Origin of the sequence: Streptomyces sindenensis (assembly GCF_014649035.1) — a bacterium.
GTDB lineage: Bacteria > Actinomycetota > Actinomycetes > Streptomycetales > Streptomycetaceae > Streptomyces > Streptomyces sindenensis.
The window spans coordinates 17,837-36,531 of the sequence record NZ_BMSG01000008.1 but is presented as its reverse complement, the minus strand read 5'-3'; the positions used below and the strand labels follow the sequence as shown (position 1 = coordinate 36,531).

Below are 18,695 nucleotides of genomic sequence, written 5' to 3'. Positions count from 1 at the left end.
ATTGCCTTTTCTTTACACTTCAGGGGCAGACGTGCAAGACCCGACGGCAGGGGGATGGGCGATGACGTTGCAGCGGTCGGTACCGACCGCGGGGGTCGCGCACGGCGCGATGCCCGCACAGCCCGGCGCACCCGTGCGCGAGCTGCTGGGGACCCGCGCGCCGGTGGTACGTGACCTGCGCGGGCGCACCGGCTACGGCCCGCACAGCCTCGATCTCGCCGCCGGTGACATCGTCGTGGTCTCCGGACTCCCCGGCAGCGGCAAGTCCACCCTCATCCGCAGGGCCGTGCAGGGGCGTGCCATCGACTCCCAGAACACCCGCGACAGCTGGGCCGCCGCCATGCCCGGGTTACTGCCCTACGCCCTCTACCGCCCCCTCGTGCGCGCCGCGCACTACCTCGGCCTCCGGAAAGCCCTGCGTTCCGGTGAATCCGTCGTCGTGCACGACTGCGGCACCCAGACCTGGGTACGCCGCTGGCTCGCCCGGCACGCGGCCGCCCGGGGCCGCACCCTCCACCTGATCCTGCTCGACGTGACGCCCGAGGTGGCCCGGCAGGGGCAGCGCGCACGCGGGCGCGGGGTCTCCGGCTACGCCTTCGCCCGCCACCGGCACGCGGTGGCCCGGCTGCTCCGCGACACCGAACAGGGCCTCCTGCCCGCCGGCTGCACCTCCGCCGTGCTGCTCGACCGCGAGTCCGCGGGGGCGCTCGGCCGGATCTCCTTCGCGGACGCCGGAGCTTCCACCGCCGGCTGAGGTTAGGGTGCTGGCCGGAGCAGAGGGCCGCCGCGGCGCGGCCCGGGCGGTTGAGAGAGGGCACAGAGCCAGTGGACATTCCGGCACCCGCACCGGCCCACCCCCAGCAGGGGTGGCCCGCCAACGAGCTCGAAGAGGTGCTGTCGGCCTCGATCGGCGTCCCGGACGCGGGCGGCCGCCTCGTCGAGGTGCTCGGCCGCAGCTCCGTCTGGGTGCCCCTGCCGAACGGCGGCACCCCCGCGAGCGCGGACCTCGACCTGCCGATGATGGAGATCGACGGCGCGGCCTTCGTCCCCGTCTTCAGCTCCGAGGCCCAGTTCCTCAGCTGCGTCGGCAGCCACATGTCCTTCACCGTCGCGCCCGCCCGCGACTTCGCCCGCGGCCTGCCCCCGCAGGTCGGCATCGCCGTGAACCCGGGCGGCGCCGTCGGCATACCGCTGCCGCCGCCCGCCGTCGCCGAGCTCTGCCGGGCGGGCCGCACCGCCCTGGACGGGCCCGCCACCGGCGGCCGGGTCCGGCTGTTCGAGCCGGACTGGCAGCACGACCCGGTCGACTTCCTCACCGCCGTGTCCGAGGAGTTCGAGGCCACCGGAGTCGTGAGCACCGCCCGCCGGACGCTGGCCAGCATCGAGGGCGGCGACCCGGTCCTCTTCGTCGGCGTCGAGTTCGCCACCTGGGACGGAGCGGGGCAGAGCGCCCCCATGGACGCCATCGGCCGCGCGCTCGGCCGGGTCCAGGTGCCCTGGCCGGTCAACCTGGTCCTGCTCGATGTGGCCCAGGACCTCGTCGGCGACTGGATGCGGGAGAAGGTACGCCCGTTCTACCGCCGCGAGGGCCACTGAGGGCACCGGACCCGTCGGCGTGGAGGCCACCGGGGGCCCATCGTATCCACCGGCGTGAGGGCCACCGAGAGCCCCGGGACCGGGCGCCGCGGGACCGTGGCGTCAAGTCGGTGTCTGAAGTGGCGCATAAGCTGGTTTGATGGCGTGGTCGCTCCCGTGTGCCCGGGAACGATGGCGTGAATGCGACGGATCTGCGACGGATCGACGAGGGGCGGAACCCAGGGTGAGTGCGTCAGGCACCGCGGCGGCCGGAAAGGTGGAGCATGTGCTCCGCCAGGTGACCCCCGGGCGTTACGACGCCTACGAGGAGCTGCTCTCCGCTGTCGCCGAGGGCCGGATCTGGATGCTGCTCTGGCACGGCACGGCCGGCTCGCCGGACGCCCAGTACGGGAACATGGAGATCGACGGCCTGGGGTACGCCCCCTGCGTCACCTCCGCCCAGGAGCTCTCCGCCAGTGGCTGGAACCGTGCCCACGAGCTGGTCACCGGACGCGACATCGCCCGCGCCCTCTTCCCCGACCGCTGGGGCATCTGGCTCAACCCGCACGCCCCCGGGGGCGGCGTCGGCATCCCCTGGCTCGATCTGCGCCGTATCGCCACCGGCCTGGACCGGCTGCCCGCCGGACCGCTCCGGCTGAGCGAACCCGCCATCGAGCTCCCGCAGTTCTACGCCCTGCTCACCCAGAACGCCCACCGCACCCCCGCGATCCGCTCCCTGCGCCGCGCCTGGGTGCACCCCGCGGTCGGCGTCCCGTATCTCGCGATCGGCCTCGACCTCTACGACACCGGCCGCGCCTCCGTCGAATCGGCGCGCGAGATGATGCGGCAGTCGGTCGGCGCGGTCCCCGAGGGGCTGCCGGTCTCCACCGTCGCGCTGTCCGACGAGTACGACCCGGTCGGCATGTGGCTGCGCGCCAACACGCGCCCGTTCTACGACCGCGAGGCCCACGCCCCGGCGGGCCCCGCGCAGGCCGCCGCGCCCGGCTACGGCTACCCGCCGCTTCCTCGCTGAGCCGAAGGGCCCCGCAGAACCGAAGGACCCCCGTCGCGGGGAAGAGCTCCGCCCTCGGTCACCCTCCGTCGAACCCCCCTCGATGTCCGGCTTGTTAACTTCCCCCGTGAGGATGTCCCGGAACTGGACGGTTTGTTAACTGTCCGGGTCTCGACTAGGTCTCACCGCTATCCGGACTGTTCTCTTGCGGCAGGCACCGTCTGTAGTGTGCGGCCATCAAACCTCACCACATGGCGAACCAGGGGTGGACCCATGCGAATATTCAAGTCCCGGGCTGTCCGGGCGATCACGACGGCGGTCGCTGTCGGTCTGGTCGCCACGGGCTGTTCCAGCGATCGGGACGGGGGTGACGCCAAGGGTGGCGACAAGGACACCTTCGTCTTCGCCGGAGCCGGTGACCCCGGTTCCCTCGACCCTGCCCTCGCGAGCGACGGCGAGACGTTCCGCGTCACCCGTCAGGCCTTCGAGGCGCTGCTGGAGCACGAGCCCGGCGGCAGCAAGCTCGTCGGCGGTCTCGCCGAGAAGTGGTCGAGCGACGAGGCCGGCAAGGTCTGGACGTTCAACCTCCGCCAGAACGTCAAGTTCCACGACGGCGAGGCGTTCAACGCCGCCGCGGTCTGCGCGAACTACGACCACTGGTTCAACTGGAAGGGCACGTACCAGTCCAGCGCGGTCTCCTACTACTGGCAGACCATCATGGGCGGGTTCGCGAAGAACGAGGACGCCGAGGCGCCCGAGCCCAACTACAAGTCCTGCACCGCCAAGGACGAGAACACGGCCGTCATCGAGGTCAACGAGCCCTCGGCGAACCTGCCGGGCGGCTTCTCGCTCCAGGCCCTGGCGATCCACTCGCCGAAGGCCATCAAGGAGTACGAGAAGCAGGACGCGACCGCCAAGGGCGACGCGATCACGTACCCCAAGTACAGCCAGGAGGCCGGCACGGTCGCCGGTACCGGCCCGTACAAGATCGTCAAGTGGAACAAGGGGAACAAGGAAGTCTCCCTGGAGCGCTTCGACGACTACTGGGGTGAGAAGGCCAAGGTGAAGAACCTGGTCTTCCGCACCATCTCCACCGAGGAGACCCGCCGTCAGGCGCTCCAGGCGGGTGACATCGACGGCTACGACCTGGTCGCGCCGGCCGATGTGACGACGCTGGAGAAGGAGGGTTACGAGGTTCCGACCCGTGACGTCTTCAACATCTTCTACCTCGGCATGAGCCAGTCCGCCAACCCGGCGCTGAAGAAGCCCGAGGTCCGGCAGGCGATCACCCACGCCATCGACCGCGAGAACATCGTCAACACCCAGCTGCCCGAGGGCGGCAAGGTCGCGACCCAGTTCATGCCCGACACGGTCGCCGGCTACTCGGACAAGGTGAAGACCTACCCGTTCGACACCGCCAAGGCGAAGGACCTCCTCAAGCAGGCCGGCGAGGAGAAGCTCTCCATCGAGTTCTGCTACCCGACCGAGGTCACCCGCCCGTACATGCCTGCCCCGCAGGACATGTTCGAGCTGATGAAGGCCGACCTGGAGAAGGCCGGCATCACCGTCAAGCCGAAGGCCATGAAGTGGGCCCCGGACTACCTGGACGCCACCGAGGCGGGCTCCTGCGCCCTGCACATGCTCGGCTGGACCGGTGACTTCAACGACGGCTACAACTTCATCGGCACCTGGTTCGCCGGACCGGACAAGCAGTGGGGCTTCAAGGACCAGAAGGTCTTCGACGCCGTGAACGCCGCTTCGAAGGTCACGGACCCGGCCGGCCGCACCGAGGCCTACAAGAAGGCCAACGAGGCCATCGCCGAGTACGTCCCGGGCGTGCCGATCTCCTCGTCGCCCCCGGCCATCGCGTTCGCCAAGAACGTCAACCCGCCGAAGGTCTCCCCGCTGACGCAGGAGAACTTCGCCGAGGTCTCCTTCAAGTAATCGCACACCAGCGGGTCCGCCCGGCCACAGCAACCAGGTGGCCGGGCGGACCCGCATCGACGCACGTGAGAAAGGGGCATGCGGGGTGCTGCGACTCGTCGTAAGAAGACTTCTCCAGCTCATTCCCACCCTGCTCGGCCTGTCGGTCCTGCTGTTCCTCTGGCTGAACCGACTGCCCGGCGGACCCGCCTCAGCGATCCTGGGCGAGCGGGCCACCGAAGCCGAAGTGGCGAGAATCAACCGTGCACTCGGGCTCGACGAGCCGGTGCACGTCCAGTACTGGCGCTTCCTCAAGCGCATCTTCGAGCTCGACCTCGGAACCTCCACCCAGACCGGCCAGCCGGTGTGGGACGAGTTCGCCCTGCGTTTCCCGGCAACCGTGGAGCTCAGCGTCGCCGCGATCCTGATCGCCGTCGCCGTCGGCATCCCGATGGGCTACCTGGCGGCCAAGCGGCGCGGCGGCTGGCTGGACGTCGCCTCGGTCTCCGGATCGCTGCTCGGCATCTGCATCCCGGTCTTCTTCCTGGCGATGCTGCTGCGCGGGATCTTCTCCGTGGAGCTGGGCTGGTTCCCCAGCCAGGGCCGCCTCACCACCGGCATCAACGCCACCGACGTCACCGGATTCGCGGTACTGGACGGGTTGTTGACCGGCGAGTTCGACGCCAGCTGGGACGCGATCACGCACCTGGTCCTGCCCGCCGTCGCCCTCGCCTCCATCCCGCTCGCCGTGATCGTCCGGATGACCCGGGCCAGCGTCCTGGAGGTGCTCGGCGAGGACTACATCCGTACCGCCGAGTCCAAGGGCCTCGACAAGGGCACCGTGCGCGGCCGGCACGTGCTGCGCAACGCGCTGCTGCCGGTGATCACCGCGGTCGGCCTGCTGACCGGCAGCCTGCTCTCCGGTGCGGTGCTCACGGAGTCCGTCTTCGACTTCGGCGGCATCGGCTCCTTCATCCGTACCGCGATCGACGGCCGCGACTACCCGGTCCTCGTCGGGTTCATTCTCTTCATCGCGATGGTGTACGTGCTGATCAACCTGCTGGTCGACCTCGCGTACAGCATCATCGACCCGAGAGTGCGGGTGCACTGACGTGACGATCCTGACCAACAAAGCAGACAAGATCGACCGTCTTGCCGAGCTGACCCAGAGCAACGAGAGCGTCAACGGCAGCAGCCTGTGGCGCGAGGCGTTCCGGCGCATGCGCTCCAGCAAGATGGCGATCATCGGCGCGGCGATCATCGCCGCGTTCGTCCTCGTCGCCGTCGTGGGGCCGATGCTGGCCCCGCACGGTGCGACCGCGCAGACCTGGCGCAGCGAGGTCTTCCCCAACCAGGGCAAGTTCATCGGCATGCGCGGCGAGAACTGGTTCGGCCTGGACCACCTGGGCCGCGACATGTTCTCCCGCTGGCTCGTCGGCGCCCGGCAGACGCTGCTCGTCGGTGTGGTCTCCATGCTCATCGGCCTGATCGTCGGCGCGCTCGTCGGTGTGCTCTCCGGAGCCGCCGCGACCCTCGGCGGCAAGGCCGGGCAGCGCATCGACACCGTGATCATGCGCTTCACCGACATCATGCTGTCGCTGCCCTCGCTGCTGCTCGCGGTCTCCATCGCCGCCGTGCTCGGCCAGTCGCTGACCACCGTGATGATCGCCGTGGGTGTCGTCCAGATCCCCATCTTCGCCCGCCTGCTGCGCGGTTCGATGCTGGTGCAGGGCGGCGCGGACTACGTGCTGGCCGCCAAGGCGGTCGGTATCCGGCGCAAGCGGATCGTGCTCACGCAGATCCTGCCGAACTCGCTGAGCCCCGTGATCGTCCAGGCCACGCTGAGCCTGGCCACCGCGATCATCGAGGCCGCCGCCCTGTCCTACCTGGGGCTCGGCAACCCCGACCCGGCCGTTCCCGAGTGGGGCGTGATGCTCTCGCAGGCGCAGCGCTTCTTCGACAACGAGCCGATGATGGCGGCGTACCCGGCCATCGGGATCATCATCACCGCCCTCGGCTTCACCCTGCTCGGCGAGGCCATGCGCGAAGCCCTCGACCCGAAGTTGCGAGGCTGAAGCCCCATGTCACTGCTCTCCGTTGAGGAACTCAGCGTCACCTTCACCGCCCGCGGCCGCAAGGACGCCACGGCCGTGGACGGCGTCTCCTTCGCCGTCGACCAGGGCCAGGTCGTGGGCCTGGTCGGCGAGTCGGGCTGCGGCAAGTCCGTCACCTCGCTCGCGCTGATGGGGCTGCTGCCCCGCAAGGGCGTGCGGATCGGCGGCCGTGCCGAGTTCGACGGCCAGGACCTGCTGACCATGAACGAGCGCAAGCTCCGCGACATGCGCGGCAGCCAGCTCGCGATGATCTTCCAGGACCCGCTGTCCTCGCTGAACCCGGTCGTCCCGATCGGCATCCAGGTCACCGAGATCCTCCAGCGCCACCGCGGCCTGAAGGGCGAGAAGGCCCGGAAGGAAGCGGCGTCCCTGCTCGACCGGGTCGGCATCCCCGACCCGACGCGGCGGCTCAAGGAGTACCCGCACCAGCTCTCCGGCGGTATGCGCCAGCGGGCGCTGATCGCCATGGCGGTCGCCTGCGCCCCTCGGCTGCTGATCGCCGACGAGCCGACGACGGCCCTGGACGTCACCATCCAGGCGCAGATCCTGGAACTCCTGAAGGAACTGGTCGACCAGGAGGGCACCGCCCTGCTGATGATCACGCACGACCTCGGCGTCGTCGCGGGTCTCTGCGACGAGGTCAACGTCCTCTACGCCGGACGGGCGGTGGAATCGGCGGGCCGCCGCGAGCTGTTCGCCCACCCCACCCACCCGTACGCGCACGGACTGCTCGGCTCCATCCCGCGACTGGACGCACCGCGCGGCGAGCCGCTCAACCCGATCCGCGGCTCCATCAACGACAAGATCGCCTGGGCCGACGGCTGCGCGTTCGCACCCCGGTGCGACCACTACACGATGGAGTGCCTCACCGGCACCCCCGAACTGACCGAACCACGCGCGGCCGGACACCAGGTGCGCTGCGTCAACCCGGTCCTGCCCACGGCGGAGGTCCCGGCATGAGCCTTCTCGAACTGGACGACGTCAAGGTCCACTTCCCGGTCAAGAAGGGCCTCTTCTTCGACCGTACGGTGGGCCACGTCTACGCGGTCGACGGCGTTTCGCTGTCCATCGAGGCCGGCCAGACGTACGGCCTGGTCGGCGAGTCGGGCTGCGGCAAGACGACGCTCGGCCGCGCGGTCCTGCGGCTGAACGACATCACCGACGGCGGGGTCGTCTTCGACGGCACCGACCTGGCGAAGCTGCCGGGCGAGGAGATGCGGGCCTTCCGCCGCCGCCTCCAGATGGTCTTCCAGGACCCGCTGGGCAGCCTCAACCCCCGGCAGAACATCGAGTCGATCCTGTCCGAGGGCATGGCCGCCCACGGCATCGGCAAGGACCAGGCGGAGCGCCGGGAGAAGATCAAGGACATCCTGGCCAAGGTCGGCCTGCCGTCCAACGCGCTCTCCCGCTACCCGCACGAGTTCTCCGGCGGCCAGCGCCAGCGCATCGGCATCGCCCGCGCGCTGGTCCTGGAGCCGGACGTGATCATCTGCGACGAGCCGGTCTCCGCGCTCGACGTCTCGGTCCAGGCGCAGGTCATCAACCTGCTGGAGGAGCTCCAGGAGTCCCTCGGCCTGACCTACCTGGTGATCGCGCACGACCTCGCGGTCGTCCGGCACATCTCGGACGTCATCGGGGTGATGTACCTCGGCGGGCTCGTCGAGGAGGCCCCGAGCGACGCGCTGTACGCGGGGCCCCGGCACCCGTACACCAAGGCGCTGATGTCGGCCGTCCCGGTGCCCGACCCCGAGATCGAGGACCGCCGCGAGCGCATCCTGCTCCACGGCGACCTGCCCTCCCCGGCGAACCCGCCGGCCGGCTGCCGGTTCCACACCCGCTGCCCGTGGGTGCAGGAGACCAAGTGCGCCACGGAGCGCCCGCCGCTGCTGGACACCGGCGACGGTCACAAGGTGGCCTGCCACTTCACGGCCGAGATCGAGGCCGGAACGGTGAAGCGGACCCTGGCGACCGGCATCGAGGCGGTCGTCGGTACGGAGACGGTCGCGGCCGAGGCCGAGGAGGTCTCGGAGGCCGAGACCGAGGCCCCGGCAGCGGACGCCCCGAAGAAGGAGCCCGCGACCGTACCGGCCCAGGCCGACGCGAACGCCAGGGCGAAGGCGACGGACGCCGGGGAGGCCAGGACGAAGGCGGCCGACGCCACGGAAGAGGCCGCGGACGCCCCGGAGAAGGCGGAGGACAGCCCCAAGACCTAGGGAACGTCCGGGACCGGCACAATTGCCCGGTGCTCACCGAACTGTTCACGCCCTCCGTCCAGCATGCGCTCGACCTCGTCGGGATCTTCGTCTTCGCGATCTCGGGCGCGCTGCTCGCCGTCCGCAAGAACTTCGATGTCTTCGGCATCGCGGTTCTCGCGGAGGTGACAGCGCTGGGCGGAGGGCTGTTCCGTGACGTCATGATCGGCGCGATCCCGCCCGCCGCCTTCACCGACCTCGGCTACTTCATCACCCCGCTCTTCGCCGCCGGCCTGGTCTTCTTCCTCCACCCGCACGTGGAGCGCATCCAGGTCGGCGTCAACGTCTTCGACGCGGCGGGGCTCGGCCTGTTCTGCGTGACCGGCACGGTCAAGGCGTACGAGTACGGCCTCGGGCTCACCGCGTCCGCGGCGCTCGGCCTGGCCACGGCGGTCGGCGGCGGTGTGCTGCGCGATGTGCTCGCCAACGAGGTCCCCTCGCTGCTGCGCTGGGACCGGGACCTGTACGCGGTGCCCGCGATCGTCGGCGCGACCATGGTGGTGCTGTGCATCCGCTTCGACACCCTCAACGCCCTGACCAGCGGGATGGCGGTGATCGCCGCGTTCGTCCTGCGGCTGCTGGCGCTGCGCTTCCACTGGCGGGCGCCCCGGGCCTACAACCGGACCTCCGCACGGGCCGAGGAGGGGCCGGCGGCGACGTAGGGCGGGTCGGCCGGGTAACGGAGCTCACAAAAAGCTACCGCTCAGTAGGGTGGTGGATGTACCGTGCATGCCATGGCACAGGCAGCGACTGAGGCAGTGACCGGAGCGGCGCCGACCGCACCGGCGACCATCGGCGACAGCGAGTTCGACCGGGACACGGCGGTCACCCTGCGCGAGGACGGCGTCTACGACGCCGAGCTCTCCGCCGGCTGGACGATCATCCACGCCGTCAACGGGGGCTATCTGCTGGCCCTGCTCGGCCGGGCCCTGGGCGAGGCCCTGCCGCACCCGGACCCGTTCTCCGTCTCGGCGCACTACCTCACCGCCTCCGTGCCCGGCCCGGCGGTGATCCGCACCCAGACCGTCCGGACCGGCCGGACCCTCTCCACGGGTCAGGCATCCCTCTTCCAGTACGCGGAGGACGGCAGCGAGGTCGAGCGCATCCGGGTCCTGGCCACCTACGGCGACCTGGACACGCTCCCCGACGATGTCCGCACCACGGCCCTGCCGCCCGCCATGCCCGACCGGGACCACTGCCTCGGCCCCAGCGACGGGGCACCCAAGATCCCCGGCAGCTCCGCCATCACCGACCGCCTCGACATCAAGCTCGACCCGGCCACCGTCGGCTGGGCGGTCGGCGCACCCTCCGGCAAGGGCGAGATGCGCGGCTGGTTCGGCCTGGCCGACGGCCGCGATCCGGACCCGCTGTCGCTGCTCCTCACCGTGGACGCCCTGCCGCCGACCTCGTTCGAGCTGGGCCTGACCGGCTGGACGCCCACCGTCGAGCTGACCACCCACATCCGCTGCCGCCCCGCCCCGGGCCCGCTGCGCGTCGCCATCACCACCCGCAACCTCGCGGGCGGCTTCCTGGAGGAGGACGCCGAGGTCTGGGACAGCGCCGACCGCCTCGTCGCCCAGTCCCGGCAGCTCGCCAAGGCCCCGCGGACTTCCTAGAGGGTGTCCGGGTCCACCCCGTGGGCCCGGGCGTTCGCGGTGATCACCCGGCACAGCCAGCCGCCCAGGCCCGGGGCGACGGAGTCGTAGTGCGCGACCCACCCGGGGTCCTCGGCATACGTCCGGCCGATGCACACCTGGAGGGCGTACGTGCAGTCGAAGTACGTCGAGATCAGCGCGTGGTGCCGTTCGGCGAGGGCGTTCGCGCGGTCCGAGCCCGGTGCGGCGCCGTCGCGGTGGGCGGCGGCCAGGCCGGCCTCCAGCGCCTCGTTGGCCGCCGCCACGTCCTTCCAGTCCTCGGGGCTCATCGCGGCCGCCCGCTGCGTGTACTGCGCCCACTGCTCCGTTCCGCCCCAGCGCTCCTCGGCCTCCTCGGTCCAGGAGGGCTGCCAGTCGGCCCCGAAGATCTCCACCTGCTCCTCGGGCGTCAGCCGGATGCCGGGCCTCGACTCCAGCAGCATCCGGTCGACCGCGCCGACCATCCGCTCCAGCCGGGAGATCCGGTCCACGAGCTGCCCCCGCTGCCGGCGCAGATGCTCGCGCGCATCGGCCTCCGGGTCGTCCAGGAGCCGCCCGATCGCGGACAGCGGGATGCCGATCTCCCGGTAGACGAGGACCCGGTGGAGCCGGGCGACGTCGTCGTCCCCGTACACCCGGTAGCCGGACCGGGTGCGTCCGCCCGGCCGCACCAGGCCGATCGCGTCCCAGTGGTGCAGCGTCTTCACGCTGACCCCGACGAGCGCGGCGGTCCGCCCCACGGTCAGCCCGTCGGCGGGCGGTTCCCCGGGGCGGTGGTCCTTGTCCCTCACCGGACCAGTCTCCCGTGGCCGGGGCGCGGCGGGCGCGGGCCGGCCGGTCACGCGCTCGTGGCCACGCCCGCGCGTCCGAGGATCTGCCGGGCGGGCAGGGCGACGCTCGCGGCGGCGGTCAGCCCGGTGGCGGCGAGGTGGGCGTCCACGAACCGCAGCCCGGCCGCGTACCCGGCGAAGTCCGGCAGCCCCACCGGCCGCTGCCCCAGCTGAAACGCGGTGCGGTCGCCGAACACGTACGGGGACAGGTTCCGCATCCCCGCCACGTCGATCCCGGCCGCCACCTTCGCGCAGACCTCGTCCAGCTCCGGGCCGCGCAGGGACGCCGTCCAGGGGCCCATGGCGGCCTCGCCGGCCAGCTCCCGCACGAACGCCTCGGCCAGCCCCTCGGCCACGACCTGCTCGCCGACCGTGACCGCCATCGGGTCCCAGGCCACGTTGGCGTAGCGGACGTTGTGGTGCAGCTCATGGGCGGCGGCGTGCTCGATCTTGGCCAGAGCGGTCCCGGTGGGCCACATCATCAGCAGGATCGCGCCCGGGATGCCGCCGAGGCCGAAGTACCCCTGATTGAGGGCCATCAGCGGGTCGTCCGGGTCGCCGAGCACCAGGACCACATGCACCGTGCCGGCGGTCCGCACCCCGGGCGCCGCCGCGCCCAGCAGCTCCCGCGCGGCGGCGAGGGAGTCCTCGACCCGCCGCCACACCCCGGCCTCCCGCATCCGGCCCAGGGCGGGCAGGAGGCGCGGGTCGTCCCGGTCGATCGGGAATCCGCTGCCGGCGCGGTGCGTCTCGACCAGGTCGCCGACCCCCACCCCGGACATCACCTCCTGCAACGGGGCGAATATCTCGCGCAGGGCGTCGGGCCGCTGGGCCACGGGGCGGTGCAGGAGGTCGAGCAGGGCGGACGCGGTGTCATGGACGACGATCTTCATACCCGGGGACCGTAGAGCCTCCTGTTACGGGAGGGTCAAGGGCGACCGAGGGAGACCGAGGAGCGCCGGGGTGGCCGGGGGCGGCGGGGGGCGTTCCATGGGCCGTCCAGGGCGGCCGGGGGCGTTCCATGGGCCGTCCAGGGCGGCCGGGGGTGACCGGGGCGTTCCCTGGGGCGTCCAGGGGCCAAGAGCGGTGGGGGGCGGTCAGCCCTCGTCCAGCCAGTGCGCCCGGCCGATGGTGACCAGTCGCAGCCGCCGCCGGGCCACCCGGACGACCTCCGCCTCACCCTCCGGCCCGGCCTCCAGCAGGGTCGACGTGGTGATCACCATGTGGTCCACATAGAGGCCGCCGAGCATCAGCAGGTCCTCCTCGCTCCAGCCGGCGGACCCCGGCTCCTGGCCGAGCGCGCACGCCACCTCCTCGGCGAACCGCCGCAGTTGAGCCGCGATGGCCGCGCGCACCGGGCCGACCCCACCGTGCTGCTCCCGTGCGATGAACCGGAAGTGGGCGGGCTGCGCGCCGACATGACGCGCGATCACCGCCACGCTGCGGTCCAGCCGCTCCTCGCTGTCGCCCGTCTCCGCGAGCACCGCGGCGATCAGCCCGTGCAGGCTGCCCAGGGTCTCCTCGACCAGGGCCACGCCGAGCGCCGCGGTGTCCTCGAAGTGCCGGTAGAAGGCCGTCGGGGTGACCCCGGCGGCCCGGGTGACCTCCCGCAGTCCCAGGCTGCTCAGACTCTGGTGCTCCAGGAGGTCGAGCGCCGCGTCCAGGAGGGCCTGGCGCGTCCTGAGCTTCTGGGTCCGGCGAACGCCGACGGGAGTGTGACTCATGCCATTCAGTAAACAACCGTTCTCCGAGTCAGGGGAAGGGTGCGGGGTTTAGACTTTCAAGTCAGTGAACACTCGTACTCCGAACGGCCTTCGTCGTCGCACAGAGAGGTTCCGCCGTGCTCGTCCTCGTCGCCGCGCTGCTCCTGCTGGGAATCCTCCTCGGGGCGGTCGCCCACCTCCCGCTGCCGCTGAGCCTGGCCGCCGCGGCTGTGATCGGCTGCTGGCTGCTGATCTTCGCCGTACGCGAGCGCGCGTCGCGCCGCCTTCACTGACCCGCCGCACGCACCGATCCGCAGCACCCGCACCCGCACCCGCCGAGCCTGCCGTTTCCCGGACCGATCCGAAGGAGCTCGCACCATGACCCTCACCCTCATCGACCGCACCCGCCGCACGGACGCGGCCCCTGACAAGGGCATCGACAAGAACGTCGGCAAGGGCGTCGTCGACCCGGGCGCGGTGCCGGAACCGGAGGAGATCCGCGACGCCGCTCCGCGCCGGGCCCCCGGCCGTGAGGCGGACGGTCTCGCCGTCGCCTCGTTCGTCCTCGGGCTGGTCGGGTTGCTGGTCTTCAACATCGTGCTCGGGCCCACGGCGATCGTGATGGGGCTGCTGGCCCTGGTCCGTCACACCCGCCGTCGCGGACGTGCCTGGCTCGGACTCGCCCTGGGCGTCGCCGATCTCGCCGTGCTCGCCGCCCTGGTCACCGCCAACGGCACGGTCGCCTGGAGCGTCGGCGGCTGACGTACGGCCCCTCGCGGCCCCGCGAGCCGCCGCCCGGAGCATCGGCGGCGGAAACGCACGCCTCCACGCGTACCCGCGAGCCGCTCTCCCCGTACCGGATCGGGCTCCGGGCCGGGGTCCTCGGCCGCCCTTCGCGCCGGTCCGCCGCCCCCTTTGAAGCGTGCGCGGGGGCCGGGCCGTGACGCGCCCGGCATGCGCCCCACCCCGGGCTCGTAGAATCGGCCCCACCATGGCTTACCTCGACCACGCCGCGACCACCCCGATGCTTCCCGAAGCGATCGAGGCGATGACCGCCCAGCTCTCCGTCACCGGCAACGCGTCCTCGCTGCACGCCGCCGGACGCCGGGCCCGCCGCACCGTCGAGGAGTCCAGAGAAGCCCTCGCCGACTCCCTCGGCGCCCGCCCCAGCGAGGTGGTGTTCACCTCCGGCGGCACGGAGGCCGACAACCTCGCCGTCAAGGGCCTCTACTGGTCCCGCCGCGACGCCGACCCCCGCCGCACCCGGGTCCTCGCCGGCCCCGTCGAACACCACGCCGTCCTCGACGCCGTCGACTGGCTCGCCGAACACGAGGGCGCGAACGTCGACCACCTCCCCGTCGACCGGCACGGCCGTGTCCATCCCGAGGCCCTGCGCGAGGCGATCCTCCGCAACCCCGACGACATCGCGATGATCACCGTGATGTGGGCCAACAACGAGATCGGCACGATCATGCCGGTACGGGAACTGGCTTCGGTGGCAGCGGAGTTCGGGATCCCCATGCACGCCGACGCGGTCCAGGCCTTCGGTCAGCTGGAGGTCGACTTCGCCCGCTCGGGACTGGCCGCGATGACGGTCAGCGGGCACAAGATCGGCGGCCCGTTCGGCATCGGCGCCCTGCTGCTGGGCCGCGACCACACCCCCGTGCCCGTGCTGCACGGCGGCGGCCAGGAGCGGCACGTCCGCTCCGGCACCCTGGACGTGCCCGCCGTCGCCTCCTTCGCGGTCGCCGGACGGCTGGCGGCCGAGCGGCGCGAGGAGTTCGCCCGGAGGGTCGGCGCCCTGCGCGACGAGCTCGTGACCGCCGTGCGCCTCGCCGTGCCGGACGCCGTGCTCGGCGGCGACCCGGATCCGGCCGGCCGCCTGCCCGCCAACGCCCACTTCAGCTTCCCCGGCTGCGAGGGCGACTCCCTGCTCCTGCTGCTGGACGCACAGGGCATCGAATGCTCCACCGGCTCCGCCTGCACCGCCGGGATCGCCCAGCCCAGCCACGTACTCCTGGCCACCGGGACCGATCCGGACCTGGCCCGGGGCACCCTGCGTTTCTCGCTCGGCCACACCTCGACCGAGGACGACGTGAAGGCGCTGGCCGAGGCGATCGGCCCGGCGGTCGAGCGGGCGAGGACGGCCGGACTCAGCTGAGGCGGGCGCGCACGCCGGGCTCAGCTGGGGGCGCGCACGCCGGGCTCAACTGACGAGGGCCGCCCCCCAGAGGCGCTACGCCTTCGCCGTCGGCGAGGGCGTGGGGCTCGGCGGGGCCGTCGCGGCCCGCCGCACCAGCTTCATGTACCGGTCCCAGTCCCAGTGCGGCCCCGGGTCGGTGTGGTCGGTGCCCGGCACCTCCACATGCCCGATGATGTGCTCCCGGTCGATGGGTATGCCGTGCCGCGCGCAGATCGACGCCGTGAGCCGCGCCGACGCCGCGTACATCTCCTTGGTGAGGTCCTTCGGCCGGTCCACGAACCCCTCGTGCTCGATGCCGACCGCGCGCTCGTTGTAGGAGCGGTTGCCCGCCTGGTACGCCACGTCCAGCTCGCGGATCATCTGCACCACCCGCCCGTCCTGCCCCACGATGTAGTGCGTCGCGGCCCGGTGCGCGGGGTCCTGGAACACCTTCACCGCGCTGGCGAAGCTGCCCTGGGTGACATGGATGATCACCCGGTCGACGCGGAAGTCGTCGGGCCGGTCCGCGCGCCGCCAGTTCGCCTCCGACGCGGCCACCCAGGTCGCTCCCGGGTAGTCCAGCTCGCCCGGCTTCCGGGGCTTCTCGACGCCGGGGACCTGCCACCACAGGCGCTTCACCTCGTCGCGCGCGAGCACGGCGGCGGTACCGGCGGCCGCCACCGCGCCACCGCCGATCAGCAGCGCGCGGCGGCTGACGCCGTCCGCCGGCTTCTTCCGCGAAGGCTTTCCCGACGGCTTTCGCCCGGCCCGGGTGCTCCCGTTCTTCCCCATGTGGTCGTCAACGCTTATCCGTGAGCGTTCGGTTCCCGGTGACCCGTACCCTGGAGGGGCTATGACTCAGACTTCCCAGCGCCCCCTGCGTGTCCTCGCCGCGATGTCGGGCGGCGTGGACTCCGCCGTCGCCGCCGCCCGCGCGGTCGAGGCGGGCCACGACGTGACCGGTGTCCACCTCGCCCTGTCCGCGAACCCCCAGTCCTTCCGGACCGGCGCGCGCGGCTGTTGCACCATCGAGGACTCCCGGGACGCCCGCCGCGCGGCCGACGTCATCGGTATCCCGTTCTACGTCTGGGACCTGGCGGAACGCTTCCGCGAGGATGTCGTGGAGGACTTCGTCGCGGAGTACGAGGCCGGGCGCACGCCCAACCCCTGCCTGCGCTGCAACGAGAAGATCAAGTTCGCCGCGCTGCTCGACAAGGCGCTCGCCCTCGGCTTCGACGCCGTCTGCACCGGCCACTACGCCACGGTCGTGCTCACCGAGGACGGCAGCCGCGAGCTGCACCGTGCGTCCGACATGGCCAAGGACCAGAGCTATGTGCTCGGCGTCCTGGACGAGAAGCAGCTCGCCCACGCCATGTTCCCGCTCGGCGACACCCTCACCACCAAGGACGAGATCCGCGCCGAGGCCGAGCGCCGGGGCCTGGCCGTCGCCAAGAAGCCCGACAGCCACGACATCTGCTTCATCGCCGACGGCGACACCCAGGGCTTCCTCGCCGACCGTCTCGGCGGCCCGGCCGAGGGCGACATCCTCGACGAGTCGGGTACGAAGCTGGGCACCCACGAGGGCGCGTTCGGCTTCACCATCGGCCAGCGCAAGGGCCTGAAGATCGGCCACCCGGCCCCCGACGGCAAGCCGCGCTACGTCCTCGACATCTCCCCGGTGAACAACACGGTCACCGTCGGCCCCGTCGAGGCCCTGGACGTCACCGCCCTCACCGCGATCAAGCCCCGCTGGTGCGGAACACCCCCGTCCGGCCCGGGGACGTACACCGCCCAGCTGCGCGCCCACGGCGGCGAGACCGAGGTCACCGCCGAGCTGGTCGACGGCTCCGAGCTGCACGTCACCTTCACCGAGCCGGTCCGGGGCGTCGCCCCCGGCCAGGCGGTCGTCCTCTACGACGGCACGCGCGTGGTCGGCTCGGCCACCATCGCCACGACGGTCCGCCGCGAACGGGTGGCGGCGGGCGGCTGAGACCGGCGCCGCGTACCGGCCACGGCCCCCACCGGCACGTGTGCGTGTCCTACGACGCGCCCGCCGGTACGCGTACGTGTCCTACGACGCGCCCGCCGGTACGCGTACGTGTCCTACGACGCCCGCCGGTACACGTACACGTCCTACGACGCCCGCCCGTACGCGTACACGTCCCTGGCGAAGAACTCCGTCAGCACCGGCGCCAGCACCTGCGGCGCCACCTCGCGCATCTGGCCCGTCAGCGTGCGGTGCCGGCCGCGCGGCAGGGCTTCGGCCAGTGTCCGGGTCGCCGCCCGTGCCGGGGCGCTGCTGAAGCCCCCGCAGATCACCAGGGCCCGGGCGGTGACGGCCGAGAACCGCTCGGCGGGGATCGCCCCGTCGCCCAGCAGTGCGTCGTCGTACGCCAGCGTGTGCGCGATGGCCTCCAGCTCCGCCCACACCGGGGTGCGCCGCATCCGGGCGGCCGTCTCCTCGGCGACCCCCGTCAGGGACAGGAACAGCTCCACCGCCCCGCCCCGGTCCCCGGCCGCCAGCAGCCCCCGCAGCCGGGCCGTGCAGCGGGCCTTGAACCGCAGCCCGGACGTCCCCGGCGTGTAGGGCGGCTCGTACACGGCGAGCAGCTCCACCGGCAGCCCGGCGGCGGCCGCCTCCAGGGCCAGCGCCCCGCCGGAGGACATCCCGAACACCGACGTGCCCGCCCCGGCCGCACCGACGACGGCGGCCAGGTCCTCGACCTCCCGCGCCACGGTGCAGCGCCCGGTGTCACCGCTGGCGCCCCGGCCCCGCCGGTCGTAGGTGACCACCGTGAAGCGCGGTGCCAGCAGAGCGGCCAGCACGGCGTCGGTCGCCGCGGCGCTCAGCGCCCCGCCGACCAGCACCAGCGGCGGTCCCTCGCCCTGGCGGCGGTAGGCGATCGGCGTGCCGTCGGCGGAGAGAATCCTGTCCATGGGAGGGGAGACCGGGGCGGCCCGGAAAACTCATCGCTCGCCCGGAGAAAAACTTTCCCGGGCGAGCGGATCGAGGATCAGTCCGCCACCGTCTCCGTGGCGTAGAAGCAGAAGTGGTCCTTGATCGCGGCGACTTCGGGCTTCGGGTCCGGGTAGGCCCAGACGAGATCGGCGGCCCCGGGCCGGGACCAGTATGAGGCGTCGCCCTTGAACGGGCAGTGGGTGGAGGTGTCCGACGGGGCGAGCAGTTCGGTGCGGACGTCCTCGGGCGGCAGGTAGTAGCGGACCGGACAGCCGGTCTCGCGGAGCACGAGCGGGCGGCGGCTCTCGGCCAGCACCTGTCCGTCGTGCACGACCCGGACGTGCTCGGTGCCCTGCTCGACGGTGATGCGGTGTCCTCGGGTTGCAGTCATGCCTGTATCAGCGGCGTAGGGGGCCGGGTTCTTCCCCGTACGCCGAACCCCTGTGTTGATCGGCCCGTGATCGGCCCGTGATCCGTCCCCGGAACGGAGGAGTGTCCGAGGCGGGTCGTA

General features: G+C 72.0%; 20 protein-coding genes. 14 read left to right on the top strand and 6 right to left on the bottom strand.

What is annotated here, in order from left to right; all coding sequences use genetic code 11:
• Window positions 1-61: 61 nt before the first annotated feature.
• From IE145_RS12000 to IE145_RS11955, 10 genes are all read left to right on the top strand, one after another.
• Complete coding sequence (locus tag IE145_RS12000) at window positions 62-754, top strand: AAA family ATPase (RefSeq protein WP_189520916.1); 693 nt, start codon at window positions 62-64, stop codon at window positions 752-754.
• A gap of 71 nt (window positions 755-825) precedes the next feature.
• Complete coding sequence (locus IE145_RS11995) at window positions 826-1,596, top strand: enhanced serine sensitivity protein SseB (protein WP_189520915.1); 771 nt, start codon at window positions 826-828, stop codon at window positions 1,594-1,596.
• 223 nt (window positions 1,597-1,819) lie between these two features.
• On the top strand, window positions 1,820-2,608 hold the full coding sequence (locus IE145_RS11990; RefSeq protein ID WP_189520914.1) for an enhanced serine sensitivity protein SseB C-terminal domain-containing protein: 789 nt from the start codon (window positions 1,820-1,822) through the stop codon (window positions 2,606-2,608).
• A 252-nt stretch (window positions 2,609-2,860) separates the two neighbouring features.
• The gene (locus IE145_RS11985) at window positions 2,861-4,531 is read left to right on the top strand and encodes an ABC transporter substrate-binding protein (protein WP_189520913.1); all 1,671 of its coding nucleotides are present in this window, start codon (window positions 2,861-2,863) and stop codon (window positions 4,529-4,531) included.
• Between the two features lie 85 nt (window positions 4,532-4,616).
• Window positions 4,617-5,621, top strand: coding sequence for an ABC transporter permease (locus tag IE145_RS11980; RefSeq protein WP_189520912.1), 1,005 nt, complete (start codon window positions 4,617-4,619; stop codon window positions 5,619-5,621).
• Between the two features lies 1 nt (window position 5,622).
• Window positions 5,623-6,585 (top strand): ABC transporter permease, encoded by a 963-nt coding sequence (locus IE145_RS11975; RefSeq protein WP_189520911.1) that lies wholly within the window; start codon window positions 5,623-5,625, stop codon window positions 6,583-6,585.
• A gap of 6 nt (window positions 6,586-6,591) precedes the next feature.
• Window positions 6,592-7,584: an ABC transporter ATP-binding protein gene (locus IE145_RS11970; protein ID WP_189520910.1), complete on the top strand. Its 993-nt coding sequence runs from the start codon at window positions 6,592-6,594 to the stop codon at window positions 7,582-7,584.
• Window positions 7,581-8,837: an ABC transporter ATP-binding protein gene (locus IE145_RS11965; RefSeq protein WP_189520909.1), complete on the top strand. Its 1,257-nt coding sequence runs from the start codon at window positions 7,581-7,583 to the stop codon at window positions 8,835-8,837. Before IE145_RS11970 ends, IE145_RS11965 begins: the two co-directional genes overlap by 4 nt.
• Before the next feature lie 29 nt (window positions 8,838-8,866).
• Window positions 8,867-9,538 (top strand): trimeric intracellular cation channel family protein, encoded by a 672-nt coding sequence (locus tag IE145_RS11960; RefSeq protein ID WP_189520908.1) that lies wholly within the window; start codon window positions 8,867-8,869, stop codon window positions 9,536-9,538.
• A 72-nt stretch (window positions 9,539-9,610) separates the two neighbouring features.
• On the top strand, window positions 9,611-10,492 hold the full coding sequence (locus IE145_RS11955; RefSeq protein WP_189520907.1) for a thioesterase family protein: 882 nt from the start codon (window positions 9,611-9,613) through the stop codon (window positions 10,490-10,492).
• Here the strand turns inward: IE145_RS11955 and IE145_RS11950 are convergent.
• The 3 genes from IE145_RS11950 to IE145_RS11940 form a co-directional block, all read right to left on the bottom strand.
• Window positions 10,489-11,301, bottom strand: a complete 813-nt coding sequence (locus IE145_RS11950; RefSeq protein ID WP_189520906.1) for a MerR family transcriptional regulator — start codon at window positions 11,299-11,301, stop codon at window positions 10,489-10,491. The genes IE145_RS11955 and IE145_RS11950 overlap by 4 nt on opposite strands.
• A 47-nt stretch (window positions 11,302-11,348) precedes the next feature.
• A complete protein-coding gene (locus IE145_RS11945; RefSeq protein WP_189520905.1) occupies window positions 11,349-12,233 on the bottom strand; it encodes a DUF2268 domain-containing putative Zn-dependent protease in 885 nt (294 codons plus the stop codon).
• Between the two features lie 204 nt (window positions 12,234-12,437).
• Entirely contained in the window at window positions 12,438-13,064 is a 627-nt protein-coding gene (locus IE145_RS11940; protein WP_189520904.1) for a TetR family transcriptional regulator, read from the bottom strand.
• Window positions 13,065-13,180: 116 nt separating this feature from the next.
• Here IE145_RS11940 and IE145_RS11935 point away from each other — a divergent pair, with 116 nt between their 5' ends.
• From IE145_RS11935 to IE145_RS11925, 3 genes are all read left to right on the top strand, one after another.
• Window positions 13,181-13,336, top strand: a complete 156-nt coding sequence (locus IE145_RS11935; protein ID WP_189520903.1) for a hypothetical protein — start codon at window positions 13,181-13,183, stop codon at window positions 13,334-13,336.
• An 85-nt stretch (window positions 13,337-13,421) separates the two neighbouring features.
• Window positions 13,422-13,805 (top strand): DUF4190 domain-containing protein, encoded by a 384-nt coding sequence (locus IE145_RS11930; RefSeq protein WP_189520902.1) that lies wholly within the window; start codon window positions 13,422-13,424, stop codon window positions 13,803-13,805.
• Between the two features lie 229 nt (window positions 13,806-14,034).
• On the top strand, window positions 14,035-15,204 hold the full coding sequence (locus IE145_RS11925; protein ID WP_189520901.1) for a cysteine desulfurase family protein: 1,170 nt from the start codon (window positions 14,035-14,037) through the stop codon (window positions 15,202-15,204).
• Window positions 15,205-15,279: 75 nt separating this feature from the next.
• On the opposite strand, the gene IE145_RS11920 is transcribed toward IE145_RS11925, so the two are convergent.
• Window positions 15,280-16,017, bottom strand: coding sequence for an N-acetylmuramoyl-L-alanine amidase (locus tag IE145_RS11920; RefSeq protein ID WP_189520900.1), 738 nt, complete (start codon window positions 16,015-16,017; stop codon window positions 15,280-15,282).
• A 61-nt stretch (window positions 16,018-16,078) separates the two neighbouring features.
• Between IE145_RS11920 and mnmA the strand changes: the two genes are divergently transcribed.
• A complete protein-coding gene (gene mnmA / locus IE145_RS11915; RefSeq protein WP_189520899.1) occupies window positions 16,079-17,215 on the top strand; it encodes a tRNA 2-thiouridine(34) synthase MnmA in 1,137 nt (378 codons plus the stop codon).
• Window positions 17,216-17,358: 143 nt separating this feature from the next.
• Here mnmA and IE145_RS11910 read toward each other — a convergent pair whose 3' ends face one another.
• On the bottom strand, window positions 17,359-18,162 hold the full coding sequence (locus tag IE145_RS11910; protein WP_189520898.1) for an alpha/beta fold hydrolase: 804 nt from the start codon (window positions 18,160-18,162) through the stop codon (window positions 17,359-17,361).
• Between the two features lie 77 nt (window positions 18,163-18,239).
• Window positions 18,240-18,575, bottom strand: a complete 336-nt coding sequence (locus tag IE145_RS11905) for a DUF427 domain-containing protein (RefSeq protein WP_189520897.1) — start codon at window positions 18,573-18,575, stop codon at window positions 18,240-18,242.
• Window positions 18,576-18,695 lie beyond the last annotated feature (120 nt).